Consider the following 24,047-nt stretch of genomic DNA (forward strand, 5'->3'; position numbering starts at 1 on the left):
GGTTGTTGATCCTCAGGCCGTTGTCTCGATGTCTGACTATTACATCTGGGGCATCATGACGGTGTCGATCACGTACACCGTCGCGTTGGCCGTCTGGATGTTGCCGCAGATGATGTTGGCCTTCTCCTCCTTGTCGGCGGTGAAGGCCTCGCCCGAACCCTTGACGACGAGCTTGTCCTTGTTCAAGGTGTCGAACTTGCCGGCCGGGTTGTCGGGCGTCAGGGTCTCGCCGACGACGTGGTGCGTCAGGATCGCGGTCAGCGTCGCCTTGTCGGCCAGCACGGCGTCGAGGGTCTTCTTCGGGATCTTGGCGAAGGCGTCGTCGGTCGGGGCGAAGACGGTGATGCCCTCGGCCGAGTTGAGGGTGTCGACGAGGCCGGCCTCGGTGACGGCGGCGACCGGGGTCTTGAGGAGCGGGTTGCCCGAGGCGGCGGTGGCGACCGGCTCGGTGGCCATGCCCTCGAAGGAGCCCGGGTCGGACGGGTCGGTCGGGATGGCGGCGCAGCCCCTCACCGAAGGTGCCGTCGGCGGCGCCCGACGCTGCGGGCTCCTCCTCAGTAGGCTCCTCCGAAGGAGTCTCCGACGTGGTCTCAGAGGCGGTGTCGGTGCTGGTGGGCTCTTCGTCGCCGCCACAGGCAGCCATGCCGAGGGAGAGGGTCAGCGCCATCGTGGCGAGGCCGGTCTTGCGGGCAATGCGGTTCATGGGAACTGCCTTTCGTGAGGGGCTCCGGAGCCGGTGGCCCCGGGAGTGTCTTTCCGGTGGGTGTTCGGTGCCTCGGTCGAGGCGGATTGGAACTGCGGGAAAAAGATTCAGCCGACGTTGACGGCGATCTCCCGGATGCCGCTGGAGCCCTCGGGGAAGGGCGACATCCGGGCGGCGGTCTGCACCTCGCCGTCCTTGTTGGTGGCGCGGCAGGCCACGAAGTGCTGGCCCGCGTCGGCGTCCCACTCGAGGTACCACTGGCGCCAGTAGTCGTTGTTGGCGTCCGGGCCGAGCGTGGCCTGCTGCCACGGACCGCCGTCGATGCGCACCTCGACCTTGTCGATGCCGACGCCCCGGGCCCACGCCACGCCGCCGATGAAGGTGCGTCCGACGGGGCTGTCGGACAGCGGCTTGGGCGTGTCGACGCGGCTGGAGATCTTGATCGGGGCGTCGGTGGCCCAGTCGCGTTCGGTCCAGTAGGCCTGCTCGGCGTCGTAGGTCGTCAGCGTCATCCGGGAGATCCACTTGCAGGCGCTGACGAAGCCGTAGAGGCCGGGCACCACCATGCGCACCGGGAAGCCGTGCTCGCGTGGCAGCGGTCCGCCGTTCATGCCGAAGGCGATCATCGCGTCGCGTCCGTCCGTCGGTGGCGACGCCGAGCGGGGTGGAGATGGTCATGCCGTCGACGTCGGTCGAGAGGATCTGGTCGGCCGTGGTGTTGTCGATGCCGGCCAGCGCCGGGACATCGGTGAGGCGGACCCCGAGCCAGCGGGCGGCGCCGATGTAGGGACCGCCGACGTCGTTGGACACGCAGGTCAGGGTGATGTCGCGCTCGATCACCTCGAGCTCGTAGAGGTCCGCCAGCGTCAGCGTGACCTCCTTGTCGACGTCGCCGTCGATGGTCAGTGACCGGGACTCGGCGTCCACGATGGGCAGCGAGAGGCGGGTGTCGACCCGGTAGAAGTCGCCCGTCGGCGTACGGAACGGAGAGATCCCCCCGACCTTCTCCTCCGGGCCCATCGGCAGCGGCTTGGCGAGGTCGGTCGCGGTCGGGAGCTCGATGTCGGTGCCCTTGAGCCTGTACGCCGCAATGAACCGTCCGGCGCCGCCGAACGCGGCAGCGGCGACTGCGATGCCGCCGGCCGCGACCCGGGACGCCGCGACGGGTCGGTCCCGTCGTGCCCGCGTCCGACCCGGCCTCCTCGAGCCGGTGCAGCCACCACAGGGCGACGACACCGACGAGTGCGGCGACCGCGCTGGGCAGCAGGTCGAGTGGCCCGGCGGTCGGGCGGATCAGCGCCAGCACGCCGGCCGGGCCGGCGAGTCCGACGATCATCAGCAGGCCGACCGTGATCCGGCGGGCCGCGATGATGCCGGCGATGCCGGCGAGCACGAGCACGCCGAGCATCACCGAACCGATCAGGATCGGCTTGTCGGCGGTGCCGAAGTTCTTGATCGCCCACTCCTTGACGGGAGTGGGGGTCAGGTCGATCACCGTCGAGCCGACCGCGAGGACGGGCGAGGCCGCAGGAACGGTCAGGGCCGCCACGAGGTGAGCGGCCGCGACACCGGCGAGGGTGGCGAGGACGCCGAACAGGGCGTGGAGCAGTCGTGTCAGCACGCCGAGGGTTCGTCGCAGGGCCGTGCGCGGATTGGTGCAGGATGGCGGCATGGAGCTTGTCCACTACTCAGTCGCTGATGCCGTCGCGACCATCACCCTCGATTCGCCGCACAACCGCAACGCGTTGTCGAGGCAGCTCGTCACCGAGCTGTTCGCGCACCTGACCACCGCCGCTGCCGACGACTCCGTGAAGGTCGTGCTGATCGCCTCCGCCGGCAGGGTCTTCTGCTCCGGCGCCGACCTGTCCGAGGCCACGGCCGACGGCATGGAGGAGGGCGCCCGGCGCATCGTCGAGCTGCAGCGACTCATCGTGTCGATGGACAAGCCGGTCGTGGTCAGGGCGTACGGCGCAGTGCGGGCCGGCGGCATCGGGATCGTCGCCGCGGCGGACATCGTGGTGGCCAACGAGTCGGCGACGTTCGCGCTGACCGAGGTGAAGCTCGGCCCTGGCCGCGGCGATCATCAGCCTGACCGTGCACCACCGGATGAACCCGCGCGCCGCCGCTCTCACGACGCTCGGCGGTGAGGTGTTCTCCGGCGCCGACGCTGCGGCGTACGGACTGGTGACGATGGCCGTGCCCGACGACTCGATCGACGAGCGGGTCGCGGCCGTGTGCGCGTCCCCGGCGACGGGTGCTCCCCGGGGACTGCGCGAGTCGAAGCGGATCCTCAACGCCGATCTGATCGGGCGGATCGACGCCCGCGGGGCCGAGATGGCCGCGCTCTCCGCCGGGCTCTTCGCCTCCGACGACGCGCGAAGCGATGACGGCGTTCCTCAGTCGCAAGAAGTAGGCCCGCGTCACTGTGGGTCGGTAGTCTTGATCTTCTGCCGCTTTCCTGACGGTGGACGACCGAGACATGGGGGATGCCCGAGTGAGTGATCAGCTCGTGGAGCGCGAGATCGCGGTTGAACAGGCCTATGTCGATCGCGTCTACCTCCAGCTGGAGGCCAGCGCGCTCAGTGCGGCCCAGCTCGCCAAGGAGGGTCACGAGCGCGGCAAGCTCGAGCACGAGGGCGGCCTCGTCGAGCGCGACGCGATGGTCTTCCGGGCGGCCAAGCGGATCGCCCAGCTCGACGCGGCGCACGAGGGTCTCGTCTTCGGCCGCCTCGACCTGACCGAGGAGATCGACAAGGAGCCGCGCTACATCGGCCGGATCGGCCTGCGCGACGCCGATCGCGACACGCTCCTCATCGACTGGCGCGCCCCCGCGGCGAGCGTGTTCTACCGGGCCACGGCCGCCGAGCCGCAGGGCGTGATCCGCCGCCGGGTGCTGTCCGCCGATCGCCGTACTGTCATCGGAGTCGAGGACGAGCTGCTCGACACCGATGCCGAGACCGACCTGCCGATCATCGGCGAGGGTGCGTTGATGGCACAGCTGGGCCGCGCCCGCGACCGCTCCATGCACTCCATCGTCGCCACCATCCGGGCCGAGCAGGACAAGGCGATCCGCGCGCCCGGCAAGGGCGTCGTGTCGATCTCCGGCGGCCCCGGCACCGGCAAGACCGTGGTCGCGCTGCACCGCGCGGCGTTCCTGCTCTACTCCGACCGCCGCCGATACGAGTCCGGCGGCGTGCTCGTCGTCGGCCCCAGCGGCGTCTTCATGCGCTACATCGAGCGCGTGCTCCCGAGCCTCGGCGAGACCGCGGTCGCGCTGCGCAGCCTCGGCGAGGTCGTCGACGGCCTGCGTGCGACGCGCCACGACGAGCCCGCGGTCGCCGACATCAAGGGTTCGGACCGGATGGCGGAGGTGTTGCGGCGTACCGCCCGCCAGCAGGTCCCCGGCAGCAGCGGCGACTTCGACTACTTCTGGCGCGACGACCGGCTCAAGCTCGATCGGGCGACGTTGGGGCGCGTACGCCGACAGCTGATGTCCCGGGGACGCCGCAACCGGCAGCTGCCGCGCGTGGCCAACGCGCTGCTCGACGCGCTGTGGCGCCGGGTCCGCGGCGAGCGCGGTCGCGAGCAGGGCCGTGAATACTTCAACTCCGAGCTGCTCTCCGACCAGCGCTTCGTCGACTTCGCGACCGCTCGGTGGCCGCCGCTCGACGCGCCGACGGTCCTGTCGTGGCTGCATGACCCGGAGTTCCTGCACCGCGTCTCCGACGGGATCCTCACGCCCGAGGAGCAGCGCCTGCTCACCAAGTCGTGGGACGGCAGCGGCCACTCCGTCGAGGACGTGCCGCTGATCGACGAGCTGCGCTACGCACTCGGCGACGTCCCCACCGGGCACCGATGCCGACCACGACCGCGACGACACCCTGACCGCGCTCGAGGGCGGGGTCGACCTGCAGGAGCTGACGACGGCCGCCGATCGGGAGTACGCCCCCTCCGGTCGTGCATGGGCGCCGCCGACCCACCGGATCGAGGACGACGGCTATGCGCACGTCCTGATCGACGAGGCGCAGGACCTCACGCCGATGCAGTGGCGCATGGTCGGGCGACGCGGCCGCACCGCGAGCTGGACCATCGTCGGCGACCCGGCGCAGTCGTCGTGGCCCATCCCGGCCGAGTCCGCTGCGGCGCGGGCCGAGGCGCTCGAGGGCAAGCAGACCCACGAGTTCCACCTGTCGACCAACTACCGCAACTCGGCCGAGATCTACGAGTTCGCAGCCGCCTACGCGCAGCGGGTCGGGCTCGGCGCAGACCTGCCCGACGCCGTACGCCGCACCGGCACCCCGCCACGCGAAGTGACCGCGTCCGACCTTGAGGCGACCGTCCGCGAGGAGGTCCTCGCCGTGGCCGGCCGGGTCTCCGGCACCGTCGGCATCGTCGTCCCGGTCGCACGCCGCTCCGAGGTCAACGGCTGGCTGGCCTCGTGGCCCGAGCTCGCGTCCGACGCCGCCGGTGCTCGCGCGGCCATCGACTCCTCGGTCACCCCGAGCGGCGAGGACCGCGTCGTCGTGCTGACCGGCCTCGACACCAAGGGCCCGGAGTTCGACGCCATCGTGGTCGTACGCCCCCGGGAGATCGAGGACGAGTCGGCCACCGGTCGCGCGACGCTCTACGTCGTGCTCACCCGCGCCACGCAGCTGCTGACGACCGTCAGCTGAGGCTTCCTTGCGGTAGTCCAGTGGCAGATGGCTGCTGGATCAGCACCGTGACGACCAACTGCCACTGGACTACCGCGGACCCCGGCAGGGGCGCCCGCAGACGTCAGTGTCGAGCCACCAACGGAGGTAGTTGGGCGCTTCGCCGTACGCCGTGAGCGTGCGGCTGGTCACATGGCTGGCGAACTGCCTCAGTTGAGCGGAGCCTCAGCGCCGAGATCTGCACGGTGCCGCGGCGGTGGCGGCACATTGCGCCGTACGGCGAACGGAACCACGATGTGCCGCCACCCCGGCAGCGGGCGCGAGCCGGGCCGGCGCTGAGATGTGGCAAAGGGCCGGGCGGCGCGACAACTAGGGTTTCGGCCATGACTGCCGCCGCTGACGTCCGCACCCTCCCCGGAGCAGGTCCGGGGGCAGCAGGCGTGGGCGGTGATCCGGCGCAAGGCAGCGGCCACCGCCGGCATCGTCGGCGGCACCCGCAGCGAGGTCGACTCGATCCTCGACATCCCGCTCGAGGACGGCATCCCGGAGCCGGGACGCAGCGCCGACCGACTCGTCGCGGTGCCGTTCCGCCAGATCGCCGAGCGTGGCTTCGACGTGATCGACGACGGCACCCCGCTCGTGGTCGTCGACATCACCGAGGAACACGAGGTCGCGGTCGACGACCTGATCGCGGCACTCCCCGACGTACCCATCGAGTTCGCCGACCGCGGCGGCTTCGGCGTCGACGACGACGACTACGCGGTCATCGTCGACCGGATCATCAAGGACGAGATCGGCCGGGGGCGAGGGCGCCAACCTCGTCATCGGCCGGCACTACCGCGCGGTCATCGCCGACTGGGACGTCGAGCGCGCACTCACCGTCTTCAAGCGCCTGCTCGTGCACGAGCGCGGGGCCTACTGGACCTTCATCTTCTTCACCGGCGACCGGTTCCTGATCGGGGCATCGCCCGAGCGGCACGTGTCGGTGAAGGGCGGCGACGTGCGGATGAACCCGATCTCCGGGACGTTCCGCGTGGGCAAGGGCGGCGACGAGGAGGAGCTGAAGGAGCGACTCCTCGACTTCCTCGCCGACGAGAAGGAGATGTTCGAGCTCTTCATGGTCGTCGACGAAGAGCTCAAGATGATGTGCGACGTCTGCCACGAGGGTGGTCAGGTGCTCGGGCCGTTCCTCAAGCCGATGACGCACCTCGTGCACACCGAATACCTCCTTGCCGGCCGCAGCGACCGCGATCCGCGCGAGATCCTGCGCGACACGATGTACGCCGCCACGGTCACCGGCGCCCCGGTCGAGAACGCCTGCCGGCTGATCAGCAACTACGAGACCGAGGGGCGCGGCTACTACGGGTCGGCGCTCGCGCTGTTCGGCCGTGACAAGCAGGGCAACCCGACGATGGACAGCCCGATCCTGATCCGCACCGCGGACGTCGCGCCCGACGGACACCTCAAGGTGACGGCCGGTGCCACGCTGGTGCGCGACAGCGATGCGGCCTACGAAGTGGCGGAGACGCACGCGAAGGCGGGCGGCATCCTCAGCGCCTTCGGCCCGGTGCCGCGCGCGACCACCGACAGCGACGCGATCGCCGCGCTGGCGCGCGACGAGGACGTGCTGCTCGCGCTCGGCTCGCGCAACCAGCGGCTGAGCCGTTTCTGGCTGACCGACCGGGGGGGCGCGCCGCCGGACCCGACGCTGAAGGGCAAGAGCGCGGTCATCCTGCACGGAGAGGACGACTTCGTGAACATGCTGCGTCACGTGCTCGGCGTCTTCGGCATGAGCTCGACCGTGGTCCGCCACGAGGACTACGGCCCCGGTGCCTTCGACGGCGCCGACTCGGTCATCGTCGGCCCCGGGCCGGGCGACCCCGCGGACGGCGAGCACCCCAAGATCGCGTCCTTCCGGACGGCCGTCGATGACCTGCTGGCCAGTGACCAGCCGTTCCTCGCGGTGTGCCCGGGCCACCAGACCCTGTGCCAGTGCCTCGGCATCCCGCTGGCCTTCAAGGACATCGTCTTCCGGGGCACGCAGTCGCCGATCCCCTATCGCGGGCGCACCGAGCGCGTCGGCTTCTACAACACCTTCGTCGGTCGCGTCACCGACCCGGCGACCCTGCCCGAGGGGGTCGCTGTCGAGCGCGACGAGGCGACCGGTGACGTGCACTCGGTGGCCGGTCCGCACTATCGCGGCATCCAGTTCCACGCCGAGTCGATCCTGACCGAGCACGGCTACGACCTGATCCACGACCTCGTCAGCGACCTCGTCGGGGAATAGTCAACCAAAACACTCGACTTTGGGTTAGGGTGCGTCGGGCAACGGAAACAGCAGCCCGTGCGTCACCATGGTGACGCCACATCTCTGGACGGGGGAGTCCTTGCAGTTCGTACGACGATCGGTTGCTGCCGCCTGCCTGCTCGCGGTGACCGCATGTGGCGGGGTGGCCACCGAGACCACGACCCCGGGCGGCCCCCGGGGCCGGGCCGACCAGCCCGAGACCCGACTCCGGGTCGCGGCCGTGAACGCGGAGCCGAAGGCCGCCCGGCAGATGGCGACCCGGCCCAACATCGTGCTGGTCCCGGTCGACGACTTCTCGATGGACCTCGTGCAGACCATGCGGTCCGTGCGCGCGATGCGCCGTCGCGGTGCCGACTACTCCCACGCCTTCGTCGTCGACTCGCTGTGCTGCGTGTCGCGCTCGAGCCTGTTCACCGGGCAGTTCCCGCACCAGACGGGCGTACGCACCAACACCTCCGGCACCGCGAGCGGGATGCCGCTCGGTGGCTGGCCCGCCTTCGAGACCCACGGCAATCCCGAGCGGGCGTTCAACGTCGCGCTGCAGTCGGCCGGCTACACCACCGGCTTCGTCGGGAAGTACCTCAACGAGTACGAGTGGGTCCCCGGCCGTGCGCTGCCGCCGGCGCCCCCGGGCTGGTCGGAGCTCAACGTCGTCTTCGGATCCGGCTACGACGGCTGGGACTTCGGCTCGAGCTACCTCGCCAACGGTCGCCTGCAGGCCGGGCAGCACGACGCGCCGCCGTTCTCCGCGCCGATGGCGGTCCGCGACCGGGCCTACGCGGGCAGCGTCATCGAGCGCTACGCGATGAGCTTCATCAAGCGTCACCGGGGCGCCACGGCGCCGTACTTCCTCGAGGTGGCGGCCTACGCGCCGCACAACCGCACCCAGCCGCAGCCCTACTACCCGGGCGACCCCGTCTTCCCGCCGATGTTCCGCGACCGTCCGCACGACGGGAAGCCCGGCAACTGCGGCCGCGTGGCGTGCACCGACCTGACGACCCGACGCCTGCCCGGCTTCGGTGACAACCGCCCGGACAACCACCCGCTCAACGCCAAGGGCAAGAAGACCAAGCACTGGAACACGAGGGCCAACCCTTTCCCGCGCGGCCGTCAGCGTCAACGACCTGCGCAACCGCGCGATGATGGCGCAGTCGATCGACCGCACCGTCCGCAAGATCCTGCGCACCGTGGACGACAACACCTATGTCGTGTTCACCTCCGACAACGGCTTCCACCTCGGCCAGAACGGCCTCGGTCGCGGCAAGGGCACCGCCTACGACACCGACGTGCACGTGCCGCTGCTCGTCGTCGGGCCGGGCGTCGTGAAGGGCACGCGGGCCGAGCTCACCTCCAACATCGACCTCGCGCCGACCTTCGAGGAGATCGCCGGCGTCGCCCCGCAGCCCTACCGCTTCGGTGCCTCGCTGGTGCCGACGTTCGCCGACCCGGCGCTGGTCCGTCGCAACTACGTCTTCTTCGAGCACACCGCCCGGGCGCTGACGAAGGCCGATCCCGACTCCGCGCTGAACGGTGACGAGCTCGATCGGATCCCGTCGTACGTCGCCGTACGCAGTCGCACCGGTCTGCTGATCCGCTACGACTTCGACAACGCGCCGCAGCGGCACGACTACGGCTACGAGTTCTATCCCTACAAGAACCGCATCTGGGAGAAGACCAACTCCTTCGCCAAGCCGCTACGCGGCCGAGGTGAAGCTGATGATGCAGAAGATCGCCGACTTCGACTTCTGCTCGGGCCCGACCGCCAACGCGCCCGTGCCCGGCAACTGCCGACTCATCACATCTTGACGACCCACTAGCGTTCGGCCTGTGCCGCCGGACGTCATCGTGGTCGACCACCACGACTCCTACACTGGAACCTCGTGCATCTCGTCGCGAGCGTGACCGGGGTGCTGCCGACGGTCGTGCAGCACGACGCGGTGTCGGCGGCCGAGGTGCTCGCCCACTCGCACGTGATCCTGTCGCCCGGGCCCGGTCACCCCTTGTCACCGTCCGACTTCGCGGTCGGGACGGAGGTGCTGCTCGCCGGCACGGTGCCCGTGCTGGGCGTCTGCCTCGGGATGCAGGGGCTCGTGACGGCGTACGGCGGAGTGGTCTCCCGCGTCGGAACCGGCCCACGGCGACGTCGCGATCATCCGCCACGACGGGCAGGGCGTGTTCGCGGGGCTGCCGCCGGACTTCGAGGCCGTGCGCTACCACTCGCTGGCTGCGACGACGCTGCCGTCGTCGCTGCTCGCGACGGCCCGGTCGTCGCAGGACGATGTGGTGATGGGAGTGCGCCATCGCTCGCTGCCGCTGGAGGGCGTGCAGTTCCACCCTGAGTCGATCCTGTCGGCACAAGGCTTCGAGCTGATCGCGAACTTCCTGCGATGAGCACCCCCATCGAGTTCTTCCGTTCCGTCGCGGCCGAGCACCGGCGCTGCTTCTGGCTCGACGGCGGCGGCGGCGCGCGAGTGGTCCGGGCAACGCTCGCTGATCGGCTGGCTCGACGAGGACGACGTGTCGTTGACCTACTCCGCGGCCTCGCGGCAGGTCACTCGTCACGCGGGGGGTGAGTCGAGTGTCGTGGGCGATGACGTGTTCGCCGTACTCGAATCAATGATGAGTCCCGGCGAACAGTGGTTCGGCTACTTCGGCTACGCCTGCCGCCCCGACCTGCCCGCCCGCCCCGGCCCCGCCCTGCCCGACGCCGTGTGGATGCGGGCGCGGAACGTGCGGATCTTCGAGCACCCTCCGGGCCGCTGGTTGAGCAGCGAGCGCAGCGAGCGTGTCGAAACTCGAGGTCCCCAGTGGGTACGCCGAGGCGTTCACCGACGTCCGGGAGCAGCTGCGCGCCGGGAACTCCTACGAGGTCAACCTCACCTACCGGCTGGCCACGGAATCGACCGAGCACCCGGCCGATGCCTACCTCCGGCTGCGCGACCTCAACCCCGCGCCCTACGCGGGGTTCCTCCAGCACGACGTCGAGGGGCACCGGGCCCGGCTGCTGTCCTCCAGCCCCGAGCGCTATGCCCTGATCACCCCCGACCGGACGCTGCAGACCAAGCCGATCAAGGGCACGACGCCGCGCGCGGCGGGACCGACGAGGAGGACGAGGCTCTGAGCAAGCGCCTCGCGCAGGATCCCAAGACCCGCGCCGAGAACCTGATGATCGTCGACCTGCTCCGCAACGACCGGCGATGGTGTGCGAGGTCGGGTCGGTCGAGGTGCCGGCGCTGATGCAGGTCGAGAGCTACGAGTCGGTGCACCAGCTCGTCTCGACGGTCAGAGGCAAGCTGCGCGACGACGTCTCGACGCTCCAGGGCGCTCCGCGCACTGTTCCCCGCGGGCTCGATGACGGGTGCTCCCAAGCTGCGCACGATGGAGATCATCGAGCAGGTCGAGGAGACGCCCCGCGGCGTCTACGCGGGTGCCTTCGGGTGGATCAGCGGCGACGGCCCGGCCGACCTCGGCGTGGTGATCCGCTCGCTGATGACCGCCGGCGACGGCCGCTGGACGCTCGGCACCGGCGGCGGCATCACGGTCCGCTCCGACCTCGACGACGAGTGGGCCGAGTCGCGCTGGAAGGCCGCGAAGCTGCTGTCAGTCTTCGAAAGGTGAGTCGGCACAAGTTGCACCCCGAGTCGGCACAAGTTGCACCCCGAGTCGGCACAAGTTGCACCCCGAGTCGGCGCAAGTTGCGCCGACTCGGCATGTAATCTGCGCCGACTCGGCGGGTGGTTTGCGCCGACTCGCTAGACGCCCGGGATCGAGACCGACAGGCGCGTCCCGCCGGCCGGAGACGCGCCGACCACGACCCGGCCGCCGTGCTGGTCGACGACCTGCTTGACGATCGCCAGCCCGAGCCCCGAGCCCGGCATGGAGCGCGACTCGTCGGAGCGCCAGAACCGCTCGAACACGTGCGGAAGATCGGCAGCGCTGATCCCCGGGCCCTCGTCGTCGACGGTCAGCACCCCCGACTCGAGCCGCACGGTGATCGTCCCGCCGGGCGGGCTCCACTTCGCGGCGTTGTCGAGCAGGTTGGTGATCGCGCGCTCGAGGCCGGTGGCGTCGCCCTGCGCCGGCCACGAATCGAGGCGTACGTCGAAGTCGACTCCCGGAGCGCGGCGGCGTACACGCGTCACCGCGCGATCAGCCACCTCGGCGAGGTCGAGGGGTGGCGACGGCCGCCTCGGGCTGTTCCTCGCGGGCGAGCATGACGAGGTCGCCGACGAGGGTGGTGAGCTCCTCGATCTGGCCGCGCACGTCGTCGAGCAGCTCGCGTCGCGACTCCTCCGGCAGGTCACCGGTGGAACCGTCCGCCCGGGCGAGCAGGTCGAGGTTGGTGCGCAGCGAGGTGAGCGGAGTCCGGAGCTCGTGGCTCGCGTCGGCGACGAGGCGGCGTTGGCGGTCGCGCGACGCGGAGAGAGCGCCGAGCATCTGGTTGAAAGCCTTGGTCAGGCGGGCGATCTCGTCGTCTCCCTCGACGGGCAGAGGGGTGAGGTTCTCCGTGGCGGCGTTGCGCTCGACGGACAGCGCCAGTCGCCGTACGGGCCGAAGACCGTTGGTCGCGACCGCCCAGCCCGCGAGCGCGGCCCGCGAGCACGCCGAGCGCGCCGCTGACGAGCATCACGGTCCCGAGCTTGCGCAACGTGCGGTCCTGCGACTCCAGTGCCTGCGCGAGCACGAGCGCCCGGCCGCTGCCGGCGGGCACCGTGGCGACGCGGTAGCGCGCGCCGCCCTTGTCGACCACCGTTCGGATCGCGGACGGCGACTGCCCGGCGGCCACCGCCAGCTCCGGCTTGCCGAGCTGGAAGTTCGGCAGGTTGTCGGCCGAGCGCACGCCGCGCTCGGCGGTGATGAAGATGACGCGGACGTCGGCGGCACCGAGCATCCGGGCCGGCACGTCCTGCGCGGTGGCTTCGGGACAGGGCCGTCGACTCGGCGGCCAGCCGGGCCCGGTTGAGCAGGGACTCGTCGAGCGAGGACTGCAGCTGCATCCGCATCACCATGAAGGCGCCCAGCGCCATCAGTGCGATCGAGGCGCCGACCGCCATCGTCGTCAGCAGCGCGACGCGCGACGCGAGCGATCGCCGGTAGTGCCAGCGACCGGTCCGCTCGATCATGCTTCCTTCAGCACGTAGCCGACGCCGCGCACCGTGTGGATCAGCCGCGGCTCGCCCTCGGCCTCGGTCTTGCGGCGGAGGTAGCCGACGTAGACCTCGAGGGAGTTGGCGCTGGTCGGGAAGTCGTAGCCCCACACCTCCTCGAGGATGAACGACCGCTCGAGCACGCGCCGTGGTCGTCGCAGGAACATCTCGAGCAGCGTGAACTCGGTGCGGGTGAGCTCGATCGCGCGCTCCCCGCGGCGGCGTACGTCGCGGAGCCGATGTCCATCGTCAGGTCGGCGAACCCCAGCGACTCGTCGTCCTCGGTCGGCACCACCCGGCGGAGGAGGGCACGCAGCCGTGCCAGCAGCTCTGGGAGCGCGAAGGGCTTGGTGAGGTAGTCGTCGGCTCCCGCGTCAGGCCCCTCCACCCGGTCGCCGACGGCGTCACGGGCGGTGAGGACGAGGACGGGTACGTCGTTGCCGGTCGCTCGCAGCGCGGGTCGTCTCTGATGCCGTCGAGCCGGGGCATCATCACGTCCATCACGACCACGTCGGGGTGAGTCGTCCCCGGGGTGGCGAGCGCCTCCGCGCCGTCGGCCGCCAGCGACACGTCGTAGCCGTTGAACTCGAGCGAACGGCGCAGCGATTCGCGCACGGCCTTGTCGTCGTCGACGACGAGCACACGGGGACGGGTCTGGGGCACGGGCCAAGGATGCCAGCAGTGCCTGAGGGTGGGCTGAAGAGTCGAGTGATGAAGTGGCTGCATCCACGGTGCAGCGATTGCGGCGTCCATTCTCGATGGCGTGGTGACCCGCAATGGACTTCCACTCGCACGAGTGGAACTTCAGGCGGCGAGGCTGTCCGCCCGCTGGACCGTGAATGGATTTCCACTCGAGCGAGTGGAGCTTCATGGGGCGAGTCGGCCGTGCCAGGAGAAGAGGCTCGAGATGGAGGCTGCGATGCGGGCGGCCAACGCCTACCGGGCAGGGACGCTGAGATGATTGCTGCGTGGTGAGCATCAGCACGGCGGCCGAGCTCGAGGTGCTCCTCGAGATCCGGGACAAGGGGCTGCGAGGCACCTTCGGCTGACCCGTCCGGCCGCCCCGTCGTCCGCATCGTCTCCGTGCGCGCCTGCGTCGTTGTTGACGCAGCCTTGCGAAGCGCCGCTCGGAGGTGTGCGAGGCCGCTCAGGCGAAGCGCGCGGCGACGGTGGCCGCGCGGGCGCCGTACCCGCCACCGAACATGCAGGCGTGGGCCAGCAGCGGGAAGAGCTGGTGCAGCGGGAGCCGGTCCTCCCAGCCGTCGGCCGGGGGAAGGCCTCGGTGTAGGCCTGCATCACCCGCGGCAGGTGCGGGAGGCCGAAGAGGTGCAGCATCGCCACGTCGACCTCGCGGTGGCCGGCGTAGGCCGCGGGGTCGATGACGTGGACGGCGCCGTCGGCACCCCAGATGCAGTTGCCATTCCACAGGTCGCCGTGCAGCCGTGCGGGCGCCTCGTCGGGGATCAGTGACGCGAGCCGGCCGATGACCGACTCGATCGTGGCGGCCTCGCCCTCGGTGACCGCTCCGCGGTCGCGAGCGAGCTTGAGATAGGGCAGCACTCGGCGTACGGCATAGAACTCGGGCCGGGTCTCGCAGGCCTTGTTGGGCATCGGGAGGCGACCGATGAAGCCGTCGTGCGCGGCGCCGTACGTCAGAAGCGCCGGCGCGGTGAGTGGTCGCGAGCGCTGTGCCGAAGCTGATCGCGGCGTCGGGCTGGTGCTTCGGAGTCGGCTCGACCCGGGCCCGGGATCACGCAGTCGCTGTCGGCCGCGAGGACGGAAGGCACGGGCACGCCACCCTCGACCGAAGCCAGCCAGCGCAGCCCCGCGGCCTCGGCCTCGAAGAACCCCTCGGGTGCGTGCGCGAGGGTCTTCATCAGCGCCACCTGACCGTTGGACAGGCGCAGTCGGGTAGCGGTCGCGATGTCCCCGCCGGCGACCGGGGCGGTCGACACCACCGACGTGTCGAGGAGCTCCTCGGCACGTTTGGCGACCAGCGGCTGGCGGGTCATGAGGGCGAGAGGGCTCGCTCGATGTGGGGGACCGGGGCACGGCATGTGCGCTCGATCATGTCCAGCACCTCCTCGAAGCCATCCCTGCCACCGTAGTAGGGGTCTGGTACTTCCACACCCGGGGTTTCCGGATCAGAAGTCGCCGAACAGCCGGATCCGGGCCGGATCGCCGAGCCGGGCGAGGTCGCTGCGGTGACTCTCGTCCATCGCGAACAGCACGTCGTCGCGGCCGAACCAGGTGTCCTGCACCTGCTGCGCGCGGTGCCGGGACGGGTCGTAACCCCGCGCGGCCAGCGCCGCCGCCGATCGCGAGTCCATCGGGTCGCCGACGTGCCAGTCGCCCATGCCACCGGAGACGACCTCGACGCGATCGGAGAGCCCGGCCTCGGCCAGCATGGACAGGAGCACGACGTCGGCACTGGGCGATCGGCAGATGTTGCCCGAGCAGATGAAGGCGACGCGGTACCGCCCCAGCTCGTGCGGAGCCGGCAGGGACGTCACTCGCCCGTGACCGCGTCGACGGCCCAGCCGACGATGGTGATGATCACGGCGCCGACCACCGCCGCCCGGGAAGCTGGTGACGCGGAAGCCGATGTCGAAGCCGTCGGCGATCCGGTCTGCCAACAGCAGCATCAGGCCGTTGATCACCAGCTGGAAGAGGCCCAGCGTCAGGATCGTGATCGGGATCGAGATCGCGCTGAGGATCGGACGGATGAACGTGTTGATCAGCGTCAGGATCAGGGCGACGCCGAGCAGCGGCAGCACCTTCTCCTGCACTTCAGGCGGAACCGTGGGACGGGCCGGTGAAGCGGATGCCGTCGAGGAACCGGGCGGCGACGGCCAGCCCGGCGGCGTACGCAAGAAGCTTGAGGAGGAATCCCATGCGCGACAGCCTAGGCGCCCGAGCAGCACAAGCGCTCCTTGATACATCACACGGCAGATATACCCCAGTGGGGACAAGTGGTCTTAGACCTCCGTGACGAATGCAGTGAACGCGGTTAGCGTTTTCAATGAGCGGTGTCGGACGACGTGGCTCTTCTGGGCGACCCATTGAGGTCGCTTTTTATATCTCGAGGGGAATATCTGTCATGTTTAGACGCAAGTCTCTTGGAATGCTCGCCACCACCGGGGTCGCCGCTGTGCTGCTCGCGCCCTTGGCCGCCCGGGCCGTCATCACGCCGTCGATCGATGCCAACGCGCTCGGCCGGGCCCTGTTCACGAACGCCTCGCAGGTGACGGGCGGAACGCTGATCGCGCCGTCGCTCGGCGCCAATGCCGTCTCCACCACGCCGTTGGCCGGCTTCCCGACCAACGGTGACAGCTACGCACTGCTGACCTCCGGTGGGGCCGAGCTCGCCGACGACGCCAACACCGCCGGCAGCTCCGGAGTCGACCGAGGGCGGTGCTCCCCTGCGCGGCGACTCCGACCGCGACGTCTCGGTGCTGGAAATCGATTTCACGGCCCCGGCGGGAGTGAACTGCATGGTCGGAATGGACTTCAGGTTCCTTTCGGAAGAATTCCCCGAATATGTCGGGTCGAGCTTTAATGACGCATTCATCGCCGAAATGGACGCGAGCACTGGACGACCAGCGGAAGCACCATCATCGCGCCGGACAATTTCGCTTTCGACCCGGCCAACAACCCCATTTCGATCAACGCGGCCGGGGTGACGTCCTTCGATGCGGCCAACGCGGCCGGCACGACCTACGACGGTGCCACTCCGCTGCTGACGGCGGCCACGCCGGTCACGCCCGGAGCACACACGCTCTACCTGTCGATCTTCGACCGGGGCGACGCGATCCCGGACTCCGCCGTCATGGTCGACAACCTGCGCTTCGGCAAGGTCGCCGACCCGGCGACCGGATGTGTCCCGGGCGCCCGGGTCGTGGAGTACGACTTCGAGGGCTTCTTCTCGCCCGTGGAGATGGACGGGATGACCAACAAGGCCAAGGCCGGCCAGACGGTCCCGCTGAAGTGGCGTCTCACCGACGCCGCGGGTGTCCCGGTCTCCGACCCGGCCGAGATCGGCAGTGTGCGGTCCTACGGCGTGCCGTGCTCCACGCTCGCTGGTGACCCGGTCGACGCGGTCGAGGAGTACGCCACCGGCGGCTCGGGCCTGCAGTACCCGGACGACGGCACCCGGCAGATCAACTGGCAGACCCCGGCGTCCTACGCGAACACCTGCCGTGCGGCCTTCGTCGAGTACGGCTCGGGTGAGGTGAGCCCGCCCGCCTTCTTCTCCTTCAAGAAGTAGCAGCAACGCTCGGCCCCTCACTGCGCAGACGGCGGGGTGGGGGGCTGAGCTGCGGGCGGGGGTGGTGGGCGCCGCTAGTCTCGTGGCCGTGACGATCGGCGGGACAGGGGTGATGCTCTCGGGCTGCGTGGGTTCGCTCGTTGTGTTCGCCGGCCCTGGCCCGCCTGCTGACGCGACGCCTCGGCCGGGTGACCGCGATCGCCATCGCCGGCTTCTGCTGGACCGTGGTCTGCATCGCCATCCTCACGCTGATCCCGGCGCGCTGGGGGATCGGCGTCGTGCCCGTCGACCGGGCGCAGACGCAGTGCTCCCCGGACTACGGCGGACCGGCGCCCGACGGGTTCTGGATCCTGCCCGGAAGTCAGCGGCTGCTGAACATCGCGGTCTTCGTGCCGGCCGGCGCGCTGTGGGTCCTCGCCGTGGCCCGCTGGCGCCGGGCACAGGCGCTCGCGCCGCTGGGCATCGCGGCGCTCGGGGTCTATTCGATCGGCATCGAGACGCTGCAGCTCGCCGCCTCGCGGATCGGCCGAGCCTGCGACATCACCGACATGGTCGACAATCTCGCGGGCGCGATCATCGGGGGGCGCGGTCGGGGTGCTGCTCGCGCTGCTCTTCCGCCCTTGGCGTCGGCGTAGTGTCGCGACATGGAACTGATCATCCTGCTGGTGCTCGTCGTCGGTGGCTATCTCGCCTACCGCAACCGGGTCGCCCTCATCGCCAAGGTCCCGGGGCAGCCCGAGGCACGCATCGAGCGCCGCCTCAACCAGCGCAAGAAGTAGCCACGTCCTAGGGTGAGCGGCATGCCGCAGACACCCCAGGCCCGCCGCAACGTGTCGGAGATCCCGACCTACGTTCCCGGCAAGCCGCCGACGCCGCGACCCGGCCTCACGACCTTCAAGCTCTCCTCCAACGAGAACCCCTACCCGCCGCTGCCGGGCGTCCTCGACGCCGCGATGAGCGCGGCCGCGGCGATGAACCGCTACCCCGACATGGGCAACAGCGCGTTGTACGCCGCACTGTCGGACACCCTCGACGTGCCGGTCGACGACACGGCGGCCGCGACGGGGTCGGTCGCACTGATCTACCAGCTCTTCAACGCCTTCTGCGAGCCCGGCGACGAGGTCGTCTACGCGTGGCGCTCCTTCGAGGCCTACCCGATCGCCGCCACCGCGGCCGCCGCCGTGTCGGTCAGGGTGCCGGTGCTCGCCGACGGCCGCCACGACCTCGACTCGATGGCCGCCGCGATCACCGACCGCACCCGGGTCGTGATCGTGTGCACTCCCAACAACCCGACCGGACCGGCGGTCACCCAGTCCGAGCTCGACGCGTTCGTGGCGCGCGTTCCGTCGCGGGTCCTCGTGGTGGTCGACGAGGCCTACCTCGAGTTCGTCCGGATGGACGACGCGATCGACGGGCTCGCGACCTACCGCGCCCACTCCAACGTGGTGCTGACCCGCACCTTCTCCAAGGCCTACGGGCTGGCCGGCTTCCGGGTCGGCTACGCCGTTGGGCCGGCTCCGCTGGCTGCGGCGCTCCGTGCCGTGTCGCTGCCCTTCGGCGTCTCGTCGGTGGCGCAGGCTGCCGCGATCGCGTCGCTGGCTGCTTCAGATGCGCTCTTCGAGCGCGTCGATGCACTGGTGGCCGAACGGGACCGGGTCGTCGGCGCCGTACGCGAAGCAGGGTGGGAGATCCCCGACGCACAGGGCAACTTCGTGTGGTTCGACTCGGGCGAGCGGACGGCCGCGTTTGCCGCTGCTGCCGACGAGCTCGGCATCGTCGTGCGCCCGTTCGCCGGCGAGGGAGCACGGGTCTCCATCGGCGAGACCGAGGCCAACAACCGGTTGATCTCGCTGGCGCAGACCTTCGTGCTATGAAGGTCAGGGGTTAACAACCGAGCAAGTTTGCGGAAGAGTGAAAGGGGCGGGGGAACTACTCGGAGGTTACCCAGATGGACACTTCAGTTGGATTCTGGAACGACATCGACTGGGCGGACATCGCCCAGAAGGCGGGCACCGCACTGGTGATCCTGCTGATCACCCGGATCGTCGCCCGTGTCGTGAGATGGGCGTTCACCAAGCTCACCAGCCGTGTGCCGGCGCTGCAGCGGGCTGGGGGTGACGGGGAGTCCCCGGGGCAGCTCGCTGGGCACCGCCGCGTCCTTGCTGGTGTGGCTGTTCGGCCCGGTCGCCATCCTCCGGGTCTTCGCGCTCGACCGGGTGCTGGAGCCGATCCAGACCCTGCTGACGCGCGTCATGGAGTTCCTGCCCAACCTGATCGGCGCGCTGTTCGTGTTCTTCATCGGTGCGCTGGTGGCCAAGGTGGTCCGGCAGCTGATCGAGACCGCGCTCGGCGCCGTGCCGTTCGAGCGGTGGTTCAGCTCGGCGAGGTCGACGGTGGACAAGCAGACGGGCACCGGCACCACCACGACCGGCACCACCACGACGGCGTACGCCGACGGCTCGACGTCCTCGGGACTGTCCGCGCTTCCCAAGACCCCGGCGACCGTCGTCTACGCACTGATCATGATCGTGGTGGCCATCGCGGCGCTGCAGATCCCGGGCATCAAGTCCATCTCGGACCCGGCCGAGCAGATGCTGACCACCATCTTCGACACGATCCCGCTCGTGATCGCGGCGGCGCTGATCCTCGGCATCGGCGTGATGATCGCCCGGTTCGCGGGCGACATCCTCGAGCAGGTGCTCGACGGCTTCGGCACGGATCGGGCCCTGACGGCCATGGAGGTGCTGCCCGAGGGCAAGAGCGCGACCCCGGTCATCGCCAAGGTCGCCCGGGTCGCGATCGTGCTGTTCTTCGCCGTGATGGCGGCCCAGTGCTGGCCTTCCCGCAGATCACCGAGTTCCTCAGCGAGGTGCTCGAGCTCGGCGGCCGGGTGCTGTTCGGCGGGGCGATCATCGCCGCCGGGTTCTTCATCGCCAACCTGCTCGCCAAGCTCGTCACGGGCACGGGGAGCACCGTCGTGCGCTACGCGACGCTCGTGCTGTTCGTCGCGATGGGCCTGTCCTACATGGGGATCGCGGACTCGATCATCGAGCTCGCGTTCGGTGCGCTGGTCGTCGGCGGTGCCGCAGCCCGCGGCCCCGGCGTTCGGCCTCGGGTGGTCGCGACGCTGCGGCCCGCCAGCTGGCGCGCCTCGCGGACTCGTCGTCAAGCGCGTCGACCCGACCCACGGACGAAGGGACCGGTCAGCACATCTGACCCCCATGTAACCGGCGTTTACCTCGACTGCCCGGCCGTTGCAGCGGCCGGCCAGTCCGGGTAGACGCCGGTTACATGAGTGGTGCGTGCGGTTCTGGTTGAAAGCGGCATGATGTAGCCATGGCCGACAGTGCGACGTACAGCGAGAAGGGCAAGCCGTTCGAGCGGGACATGACCTACATCCCCGATCGCGTCCGCGCTGGCTCGACCCCGGCGGATCCGCTCGAGGGCTCGTGCAGGCGCCGACCCGGACGCCCCCGTCTGGCCGGTCGAGCCCGGGCGCTACCGACTGGTCGCGGCGCCCGCCTGTCCGTGGGCCAACCGGGCGATCATCGTGCGGCGCCTGCTCGGCCTCGAGGACGTCATCTCGCTCGGTACGCCCGGACCGACCCACGACGCGCGGAGCTGGACCTTCGACCGCGACCCCGGCGGCGTCGACCCGGTGCTCGGCATCGAGCGGTTGCAGGAGGCCTACTTCAACCGCGTGCCCGACTATCCGCGCGGCATCACGGTGCCGGCGATCGTCGAGGTGTCGACCGTCAAGGTCGTGACCAACGACTTCCCGTGGATCACCCACGACCTCTTCTTCGAGTGGCGTGAGCACCACCTGCCCGGACGCGCCAGACCTGTGGCCGGTCGAGCTCCACGAGGAGATGGAGGCCGTGATGAAGCGGGTCTTCACCGAGGTCAACAACGGCGTCTACCGCTGCGGGTTCGCGGGTTCGCAGGAGGCCTACGACTCGGCGTACGACCGTCTCTTCACCGCCCCGGACTGGCTCGAGGAGCGGCTGGCCGACCGCCGCTACCTCATGGGCGACGCCATCACCGAGGCCGACGTTCGGCTGTTCACCACGCTGGCGCGCTTCGACGCCGTCTACCACGGGCACTTCAAGTGCAACCGCAACAAGCTGAGCGAGATGCCCGTGCTGTGGGCCTATGCGCGCGACCTGTTCCAGACGCCCGGGTTCGGCGAGACGATCGACTTCGAGCAGATCAAGGCGCACTACTACCGCGTGCACACCGACATCAACCCGACGCAGATCGTGCCGAAGGGCCCGGACGAGTCAGGCTGGCTGACCCCCACAACCGCTGACCGGTCACAAAGTGCGCCCGCAGACGACTGACCGGTCACAAAGTGCGGGACTTTGTGCCCGGTCGGCGGGGGAACGCGGGACTTTGCGCCCGGTCGGCGGGAGCGCGCGAGGGTCGGACGACCGACGAAGCGTGCCCTCAGGGAGATGGGCTGTCCGTCGGGGACGTGGTCGGAGGGGACGTGGGTGACGTCGTCGTCGGGGTCACCGTGGGGGACGTCGGCGGGCTGGTCGGGGACGTCGGCGGCGGGGTCGTGGGGGTGACGGTCGGGGTCTCGGTCGGCGTGGGCGTGGGCGTTGGCGTGGGCGTCGGGGTGGGCGTAGGAGGGACCGGCTCCGGGCCCTGCACGAACGCCGAGAGGACGGGTCCGTCCTTGGTCCACAGCAACCGGGCGGCGTACAGCGCGCGCTTCCCGACGTCCTCGTAGTCCTGCGCGCCCCGGTAGCTCTGGTAGCACGGCAGGTTGGTGCCCTTGCAGACCCAGCCGTGGAAGAAGAGCCGGTTGGCGTGGGCGGCGGTCGCCTCGACGTAGTCGGCACCGCCGGGGCCGCAGACACCGGAGTTCTGCCGGTTGACCAGCGCGTGCCCCCGGGTGCCCTGCCAGCTCTGGTGCCGGAACTTCGAACGGCGCCAGATCGTGCGGTAGCGGCAGTCGCCGTAGTCGCCGCGCGAGGTGATCAGGTAGTACCACCCTCCGTGCTTGACCATGATCGGGTTCTCGAGCACGCCGACGTCGCGGATCAGCTCGCGGCTGCGGCCGAAGGTCCCGGTCCCGGCGGCGTTGAGGCGGATCATCCGGATCGTCGATGGCTTGCCCTGCGTGCGGTAGAGCAGGAACCGGCGGCCGTCGTCGGCGATGAACGACGACGGGTCGATGACTCCCCGCCGCGGCAGGCCGACGCGGCCGGCGACCGGGTCGAACGCGGGCTGGGTCGTGGAGTAGTCGGGGCACACGAGCGGCCGGTTGCTGACCGGGGTGAAGGTGACGCCCAGCATCGGGGGAGGTGGCGACGCCGATGCAGCGGTCCTGCTCGTGGGGGAGACCGCGCGAGGGCATCGTGTAGTAGGCGAGCCAGCCCGTCGGGCTCTGCTCGAGGTCGGGGCCCCACACGCCGGCGAACTTGGCCCACGCCGGCCTGCCGTTGAGGAGGTCGCCGGTCGCGTTCCAGTGGCCCCAGTCGTAGTCGGACGCCGAGCTACGGGCGCGGAACCCGGTCGCGGCGCCGAACCACTTCGTGCCGTCGAAGACGACGCTCGGGTCGCCGAAGTCGCGGTCCCAGATGAGTGGACGTGGAGCCGCCGCGGCCTTCCGCTCGTCGGCAGTGCTGGCCGTGGACGAGCCCGGCGCGAGCGCGAGCAGGGCGGGCAGGGTGGCCAGCGCGGTCAGTGCGCCGGCCCATCGGATCAGGTGACGTGGCATGCCGGGAACCCCCTTCAAGGCACCACCTTGATACCCCGACGCCGGGGGTCAGTGCAAACCGACAGGCCTAGAGGAAGCCGGCGATGACCGGGACGCCGTCGACCCAGTCGAGGTCGGCGGCATACATCGGTCGTACGGCGCGGGCCCGGTGCCGCAGCTTGTCGCGGTGAATCTCCGGCCCGCACGGCGCCGTACGACCGTGGCAGGTCCATGCATGGAAGAAGATCCGCAGCCTGCGCGAGTGCGGCATCGGCGTGACGTCGGCGCCGCCCGGGCCGCACAGCCGCGAGGACTGGTCGAGGAGCACGCCCGTGGTCGCCCCGACCCAGTTGAGGATCGACGTCGAGCGGCGCCAGACCGTCCGGTAGGAGCACCGGGTGAAGTCGCCCTGCGACAGCAGCATCACCCAGCCCGCGGGTCGCTCGATCAGCACCGGGTTCTCCAGCACGCCGTCGTGGCGGAACAGCTCGACGCTGGTGCCGGCCGCGTGCAGTCCGCTCCTCGACAGCGGCAGCAGCCGGATCGAGGACGGGATGCGGTCGGTCTTGTAGAGCAGGTGCGGTCGCCCACCGGCGATCACCAGCGACGGGTCGATCACCCCGGCCCGGGGCAGGCCCGCCACGGCGATCGGCACCAGGGTCCTCGGCGGGCGGCACGTCGACGGCTGGTGTCCCGGCATATGGCGGGCAGACCGGGGGACTGCCGCCGACCGGCTTGAAGCCGGACGTGGCCGAGCGGGAGCGGGCGACGCCGATGCAGCGGCCGTACTCGCCCAGCCCGCGGACCGGGGCCGCGAAGTAGAGCACCCACCACTTCCCGACCCGCGCGATGTCCGAGGCCCAGATGTCGCCGTCGTCGTGCGACCCGGGACGGCAGGCGGACCAGCGCGGAGGCGCCCGCGCGCCGGGCATCGGCCGGCCCGTCGGCGTACGACCGCGGCACCGGGCTGCCGGTCGAGAACCCGGACGAAGCCGTCGCCGTGCACGGCCACGGCCGGGTCGGCGAAGTTTCCCGCGAGCACCGGTCGAGGCGTCGGCTCCGCCTGAGCGGGTACGGCGAACGCCGCGAGCGCGATGGCCGGGACCGTTGCGAGGAGGCCGGTGAGAGCGGGTCGGAGGAGCACGGCCGACAAGATACGACCCGGTCCGATTCGCGCCCGGGGTGGTGGGCCGGATAACTTTGGCTGCACCATGTGGTCGGGGTCACACACGCCTACGGCAGCATGGCCAAGAGACAGCCGTC

General features: G+C 70.3%; 30 protein-coding genes and 6 pseudogenes. 22 read left to right on the forward strand and 14 right to left on the reverse strand.

The features are described 5' to 3' along the window. Positions 1-39: 39 nt before the first annotated feature. The 3 genes and pseudogenes from LP418_RS12790 to LP418_RS12800 form a co-directional block, all read right to left on the reverse strand. Complete coding sequence (locus tag LP418_RS12790) at positions 40-513, reverse strand: fasciclin domain-containing protein (RefSeq protein WP_257956552.1); 474 nt, start codon at positions 511-513, stop codon at positions 40-42. Between the two features lie 297 nt (positions 514-810). Further along, positions 811-1,329, reverse strand: coding sequence for a molybdopterin-dependent oxidoreductase (locus LP418_RS12795; protein ID WP_257956553.1), 519 nt, complete (start codon positions 1,327-1,329; stop codon positions 811-813). A 79-nt stretch (positions 1,330-1,408) separates the two neighbouring features. Further along, positions 1,409-1,723, reverse strand: a pseudogene (locus tag LP418_RS12800) (molybdopterin-dependent oxidoreductase); the annotation flags it as partial. A 650-nt stretch (positions 1,724-2,373) separates the two neighbouring features. Here LP418_RS12800 and LP418_RS12805 point away from each other — a divergent pair. The 13 genes and pseudogenes from LP418_RS12805 (at position 2,374) to LP418_RS12865 (ending at position 11,281) form a co-directional block, all read left to right on the forward strand. After that, a complete protein-coding gene (locus tag LP418_RS12805) occupies positions 2,374-2,850 on the forward strand; it encodes an enoyl-CoA hydratase-related protein (RefSeq protein WP_257956554.1) in 477 nt (158 codons plus the stop codon). Continuing rightward, entirely contained in the window at positions 2,810-3,205 is a 396-nt protein-coding gene (locus LP418_RS12810) for a hypothetical protein (protein WP_257956555.1), read from the forward strand. The genes LP418_RS12805 and LP418_RS12810 overlap by 41 nt, the downstream gene beginning before the upstream one ends. 1,808 nt (positions 3,206-5,013) lie before the next feature. Continuing rightward, entirely contained in the window at positions 5,014-5,376 is a 363-nt protein-coding gene (locus LP418_RS12820) for a hypothetical protein (RefSeq protein ID WP_257957328.1), read from the forward strand. 362 nt (positions 5,377-5,738) lie between these two features. Further along, complete coding sequence (locus LP418_RS12825; RefSeq protein WP_257956556.1) at positions 5,739-6,311, forward strand: hypothetical protein; 573 nt, start codon at positions 5,739-5,741, stop codon at positions 6,309-6,311. After that, complete coding sequence (locus tag LP418_RS12830) at positions 6,254-7,642, forward strand: anthranilate synthase family protein (RefSeq protein ID WP_336275982.1); 1,389 nt, start codon at positions 6,254-6,256, stop codon at positions 7,640-7,642. Before LP418_RS12825 ends, LP418_RS12830 begins: the two co-directional genes overlap by 58 nt. Before the next feature lie 271 nt (positions 7,643-7,913). Further along, positions 7,914-8,243 (forward strand): annotated as a pseudogene (locus tag LP418_RS33305) (sulfatase-like hydrolase/transferase); the annotation flags it as partial. A gap of 439 nt (positions 8,244-8,682) precedes the next feature. Further along, positions 8,683-8,997, forward strand: a pseudogene (locus LP418_RS33310) (sulfatase-like hydrolase/transferase); the annotation flags it as partial. A gap of 93 nt (positions 8,998-9,090) precedes the next feature. Further along, complete coding sequence (locus LP418_RS12840) at positions 9,091-9,480, forward strand: hypothetical protein (RefSeq protein WP_257956558.1); 390 nt, start codon at positions 9,091-9,093, stop codon at positions 9,478-9,480. 105 nt (positions 9,481-9,585) lie between these two features. Further along, a pseudogene (locus LP418_RS12845) lies at positions 9,586-10,054 on the forward strand (anthranilate synthase component II). Further along, the gene (locus LP418_RS12850) at positions 10,051-10,236 is read left to right on the forward strand and encodes a hypothetical protein (protein WP_257956559.1); all 186 of its coding nucleotides are present in this window, start codon (positions 10,051-10,053) and stop codon (positions 10,234-10,236) included. Before LP418_RS12845 ends, LP418_RS12850 begins: the two are co-directional and overlap by 4 nt. A gap of 212 nt (positions 10,237-10,448) precedes the next feature. After that, entirely contained in the window at positions 10,449-10,784 is a 336-nt protein-coding gene (locus LP418_RS12855) for a chorismate-binding protein (protein ID WP_257956560.1), read from the forward strand. Then, positions 10,781-10,887, forward strand: a pseudogene (locus tag LP418_RS12860) (chorismate-binding protein); the annotation flags it as partial. The gene LP418_RS12855 and the pseudogene LP418_RS12860, both read left to right, overlap by 4 nt. A 109-nt stretch (positions 10,888-10,996) precedes the next feature. Further along, positions 10,997-11,281, forward strand: a complete 285-nt coding sequence (locus tag LP418_RS12865) for a chorismate-binding protein (protein ID WP_257957024.1) — start codon at positions 10,997-10,999, stop codon at positions 11,279-11,281. Between the two features lie 134 nt (positions 11,282-11,415). Here the strand turns inward: LP418_RS12865 and LP418_RS12870 are convergent, their stop codons facing one another. The 8 genes and pseudogenes from LP418_RS12870 to LP418_RS12900 form a co-directional block, all read right to left on the reverse strand. Further along, positions 11,416-11,820: a sensor histidine kinase gene (locus LP418_RS12870; RefSeq protein ID WP_257956561.1), complete on the reverse strand. Its 405-nt coding sequence runs from the start codon at positions 11,818-11,820 to the stop codon at positions 11,416-11,418. After that, the gene (locus LP418_RS12875; protein ID WP_336276073.1) at positions 11,813-12,202 is read right to left on the reverse strand and encodes a histidine kinase dimerization/phospho-acceptor domain-containing protein; all 390 of its coding nucleotides are present in this window, start codon (positions 12,200-12,202) and stop codon (positions 11,813-11,815) included. The genes LP418_RS12870 and LP418_RS12875 overlap by 8 nt, the downstream gene beginning before the upstream one ends. Further along, positions 12,118-12,786, reverse strand: a complete 669-nt coding sequence (locus LP418_RS12880) for a hypothetical protein (RefSeq protein ID WP_257956562.1) — start codon at positions 12,784-12,786, stop codon at positions 12,118-12,120. The genes LP418_RS12875 and LP418_RS12880 overlap by 85 nt, the downstream gene beginning before the upstream one ends. Then, positions 12,783-13,452 (reverse strand): annotated as a pseudogene (locus LP418_RS12885) (response regulator transcription factor). Before LP418_RS12885 ends, LP418_RS12880 begins: the two are co-directional and overlap by 4 nt. Before the next feature lie 336 nt (positions 13,453-13,788). Beyond that, a complete protein-coding gene (locus LP418_RS12890; protein ID WP_257956563.1) occupies positions 13,789-14,421 on the reverse strand; it encodes a fructosamine kinase family protein in 633 nt (210 codons plus the stop codon). A gap of 41 nt (positions 14,422-14,462) precedes the next feature. Then, positions 14,463-14,822, reverse strand: a complete 360-nt coding sequence (locus LP418_RS12895; protein ID WP_257956564.1) for a hypothetical protein — start codon at positions 14,820-14,822, stop codon at positions 14,463-14,465. Next, positions 14,819-14,938 carry an arsenate reductase/protein-tyrosine-phosphatase family protein gene (locus LP418_RS33315; RefSeq protein WP_442940180.1) on the reverse strand — a complete coding sequence of 40 codons (120 nt, stop codon included), beginning with the start codon at positions 14,936-14,938 and terminating at the stop codon, positions 14,819-14,821. Before LP418_RS33315 ends, LP418_RS12895 begins: the two co-directional genes overlap by 4 nt. A 16-nt stretch (positions 14,939-14,954) precedes the next feature. Next, the gene (locus LP418_RS12900; protein ID WP_257956565.1) at positions 14,955-15,599 is read right to left on the reverse strand and encodes an arsenate reductase/protein-tyrosine-phosphatase family protein; all 645 of its coding nucleotides are present in this window, start codon (positions 15,597-15,599) and stop codon (positions 14,955-14,957) included. Between the two features lie 335 nt (positions 15,600-15,934). Here LP418_RS12900 and LP418_RS12905 point away from each other — a divergent pair, with 335 nt between their 5' ends. The 9 genes from LP418_RS12905 (at position 15,935) to LP418_RS30890 (ending at position 21,417) form a co-directional block, all read left to right on the forward strand. Further along, complete coding sequence (locus tag LP418_RS12905) at positions 15,935-16,369, forward strand: hypothetical protein (protein ID WP_257956566.1); 435 nt, start codon at positions 15,935-15,937, stop codon at positions 16,367-16,369. Then, positions 16,296-16,493: a hypothetical protein gene (locus tag LP418_RS33320; RefSeq protein ID WP_442940262.1), complete on the forward strand. Its 198-nt coding sequence runs from the start codon at positions 16,296-16,298 to the stop codon at positions 16,491-16,493. Before LP418_RS12905 ends, LP418_RS33320 begins: the two co-directional genes overlap by 74 nt. Beyond that, positions 16,427-17,077: a PxKF domain-containing protein gene (locus LP418_RS12910; RefSeq protein ID WP_257957026.1), complete on the forward strand. Its 651-nt coding sequence runs from the start codon at positions 16,427-16,429 to the stop codon at positions 17,075-17,077. The genes LP418_RS33320 and LP418_RS12910 overlap by 67 nt, the downstream gene beginning before the upstream one ends. 140 nt (positions 17,078-17,217) lie before the next feature. Beyond that, positions 17,218-17,712, forward strand: coding sequence for a VanZ family protein (locus tag LP418_RS12915; RefSeq protein ID WP_257956567.1), 495 nt, complete (start codon positions 17,218-17,220; stop codon positions 17,710-17,712). Between the two features lie 9 nt (positions 17,713-17,721). Beyond that, positions 17,722-17,856: a hypothetical protein gene (locus LP418_RS12920; RefSeq protein WP_257956568.1), complete on the forward strand. Its 135-nt coding sequence runs from the start codon at positions 17,722-17,724 to the stop codon at positions 17,854-17,856. 21 nt (positions 17,857-17,877) lie between these two features. Continuing rightward, a complete protein-coding gene (hisC, locus tag LP418_RS12925) occupies positions 17,878-18,951 on the forward strand; it encodes a histidinol-phosphate transaminase (protein ID WP_257956569.1) in 1,074 nt (357 codons plus the stop codon). A 240-nt stretch (positions 18,952-19,191) separates the two neighbouring features. Continuing rightward, positions 19,192-20,304: a mechanosensitive ion channel gene (locus LP418_RS12930; protein WP_257956570.1), complete on the forward strand. Its 1,113-nt coding sequence runs from the start codon at positions 19,192-19,194 to the stop codon at positions 20,302-20,304. A 109-nt stretch (positions 20,305-20,413) separates the two neighbouring features. Then, complete coding sequence (locus LP418_RS30885) at positions 20,414-20,893, forward strand: hypothetical protein (protein WP_336275983.1); 480 nt, start codon at positions 20,414-20,416, stop codon at positions 20,891-20,893. Beyond that, entirely contained in the window at positions 20,890-21,417 is a 528-nt protein-coding gene (locus tag LP418_RS30890) for a glutathione S-transferase C-terminal domain-containing protein (RefSeq protein ID WP_336275984.1), read from the forward strand. The genes LP418_RS30885 and LP418_RS30890 overlap by 4 nt, the downstream gene beginning before the upstream one ends. A 106-nt stretch (positions 21,418-21,523) precedes the next feature. On the opposite strand, the gene LP418_RS12940 is transcribed toward LP418_RS30890, so the two are convergent. From LP418_RS12940 to LP418_RS12950, 3 genes are all read right to left on the reverse strand, one after another. Beyond that, positions 21,524-22,381 carry a family 43 glycosylhydrolase gene (locus LP418_RS12940; RefSeq protein WP_257956571.1) on the reverse strand — a complete coding sequence of 286 codons (858 nt, stop codon included), beginning with the start codon at positions 22,379-22,381 and terminating at the stop codon, positions 21,524-21,526. 200 nt (positions 22,382-22,581) lie between these two features. Continuing rightward, the gene (locus LP418_RS12945) at positions 22,582-22,785 is read right to left on the reverse strand and encodes a hypothetical protein (RefSeq protein WP_257956572.1); all 204 of its coding nucleotides are present in this window, start codon (positions 22,783-22,785) and stop codon (positions 22,582-22,584) included. A gap of 87 nt (positions 22,786-22,872) precedes the next feature. After that, positions 22,873-23,928 (reverse strand): hypothetical protein, encoded by a 1,056-nt coding sequence (locus LP418_RS12950; protein WP_257956573.1) that lies wholly within the window; start codon positions 23,926-23,928, stop codon positions 22,873-22,875. Between the last annotated feature and the right edge of the window lie 119 nt (positions 23,929-24,047).

This window comes from Nocardioides sp. B-3, from assembly GCF_024703895.1.
In the GTDB taxonomy this organism is placed as follows: Bacteria; Actinomycetota; Actinomycetes; order Propionibacteriales; family Nocardioidaceae; genus Nocardioides.